Below are 1,433 nucleotides of genomic sequence, written 5' to 3'. Positions count from 1 at the left end.
GTGTCCGAAGTCACGACATATTTGACGGGGTGTGCCTGCGAGGGCAGTCCTGATACTTGACAGGTGAGTCGCGACAAAGTTGACACTTAGGGTTACCTCAGCCGTGTCGGTGACGCTTGACCGGTGAGTCGGGACATGTTTGACATCATGAACAGTCCCAACCGCAACCTTGCCATTGTCAGAGCCGTCAGAGACCAAGGTGCGACACCCACCAACGTCGCCAAACGCTTCGGCATCTCACGCCAACGAGTCCACCAGATCCTCAACGCCTACGACGCAGGCGGCGCCGAAGCAATCGCACCGAAATCACGTGCACCTCACACCCACCCACACGCGGTACCGGACGCGTTACGAAACGAAATCATCGACATCCGCAAGCAACTCACCCGGCACGGACTTGACGCCGGACCCGAAACCATCGCCTACCACCTCGAACAAGCCGGCAAACGTGCCCCTTCAACCTCAACGATTCGCCGCATCCTCACCAACGAAGGCCTAATTACCCCACAGCCGAGGAAAAGGCCGAAAAACTCCTACATCCGCTTCGAAGCCGCAATGCCCAACGAATGCTGGCAAGCTGATATCACCAACCTCTACCTTGCCGACAACACACGAGTAGAAGTCCTCGACTTCCTCGACGACCACTCGCGATACCTGCTGTCAATCACCGCAGCTGCCGCATTCTCAGGCACCACCGTCGCTGCCGAACTGGGCCGTCTGATTGACCAATACGGCCCACCAGCATCCACACTGACGGATAACGGCATGGTCTTTACCACCCGTCTTGCCGGGTGTAAGGGCGGGCGAAACGCGTTCGAAAAGACACTCGCCGCACACAAAATCCAACAGAAAAACGGACGGCCAGGCCACCCCCAAACCCAAGGAAAAATCGAACGATTCCACCAAACCCTCAAAAAATGGATCAAAGCCCGACCCCCAGCACAAACCATCGACGAGCTGCAACAACTCCTCAACGAATTTCGCCAATACTACAACTGCACACGCCCCCACCGAGCCCTAGGCAGACGCACCCCGCAACAGGCATACACCACCGGAGTTAAAGCCACGCCCAACGACAACCCCAAAGAAGAATGGCGCACCCGAAACGACACCGTCGACAAAAACGGCAAAGTCACCGTGCGCTATGCCGGCAAACTCTTCCATCTCGGCATCGGACGCGCCTACAAACACAAGAAAATCCTGATGGTCATCACCGACAACCACATCATCACATCACTCGCCGAAACCGGAGAGGTCATCACCGAGCACTACATCGATACCGCCCGCGACTACCAAAAGGCCTACTGGAAACACGGCGACCCACCACTTCACGCCGAATGAACAAAACCGGCACCCCAGAACAAAAACAACTGGGATGCCGGTCCGTCCAGCATGTCGCGACTCATCCGTCAAGCATGACGCGACTCATGACA

The 1,433-nt window shown here is 56.7% G+C and carries 1 protein-coding gene; it reads left to right on the top strand.

Translation table 11 applies throughout. The annotated features are described in order from the left end of the window. Window positions 1-147: 147 nt before the first annotated feature. The gene (locus HMPREF2690_RS00865) at window positions 148-1,341 is read left to right on the top strand and encodes an IS481 family transposase (protein ID WP_070570731.1); all 1,194 of its coding nucleotides are present in this window, start codon (window positions 148-150) and stop codon (window positions 1,339-1,341) included. The last annotated feature ends 92 nt before the right edge of the window (window positions 1,342-1,433 follow it).

The sequence above is a fragment of the Corynebacterium sp. HMSC034E11 genome, assembly GCF_001835905.1.
GTDB lineage: Bacteria > Actinomycetota > Actinomycetes > Mycobacteriales > Mycobacteriaceae > Corynebacterium > Corynebacterium coyleae.
Note: the sequence above shows the minus strand (reverse complement) of the source record. Positions and strands in the feature narration are given on the sequence as shown.

Coding starts and splice junctions, on each gene's coding strand:
- HMPREF2690_RS00865 (WP_070570731.1), top strand. CDS start 148: ATGAACAGTCCCAACCGCAACCTTGCCATTGTCAGAGCCGTCAGAGAC.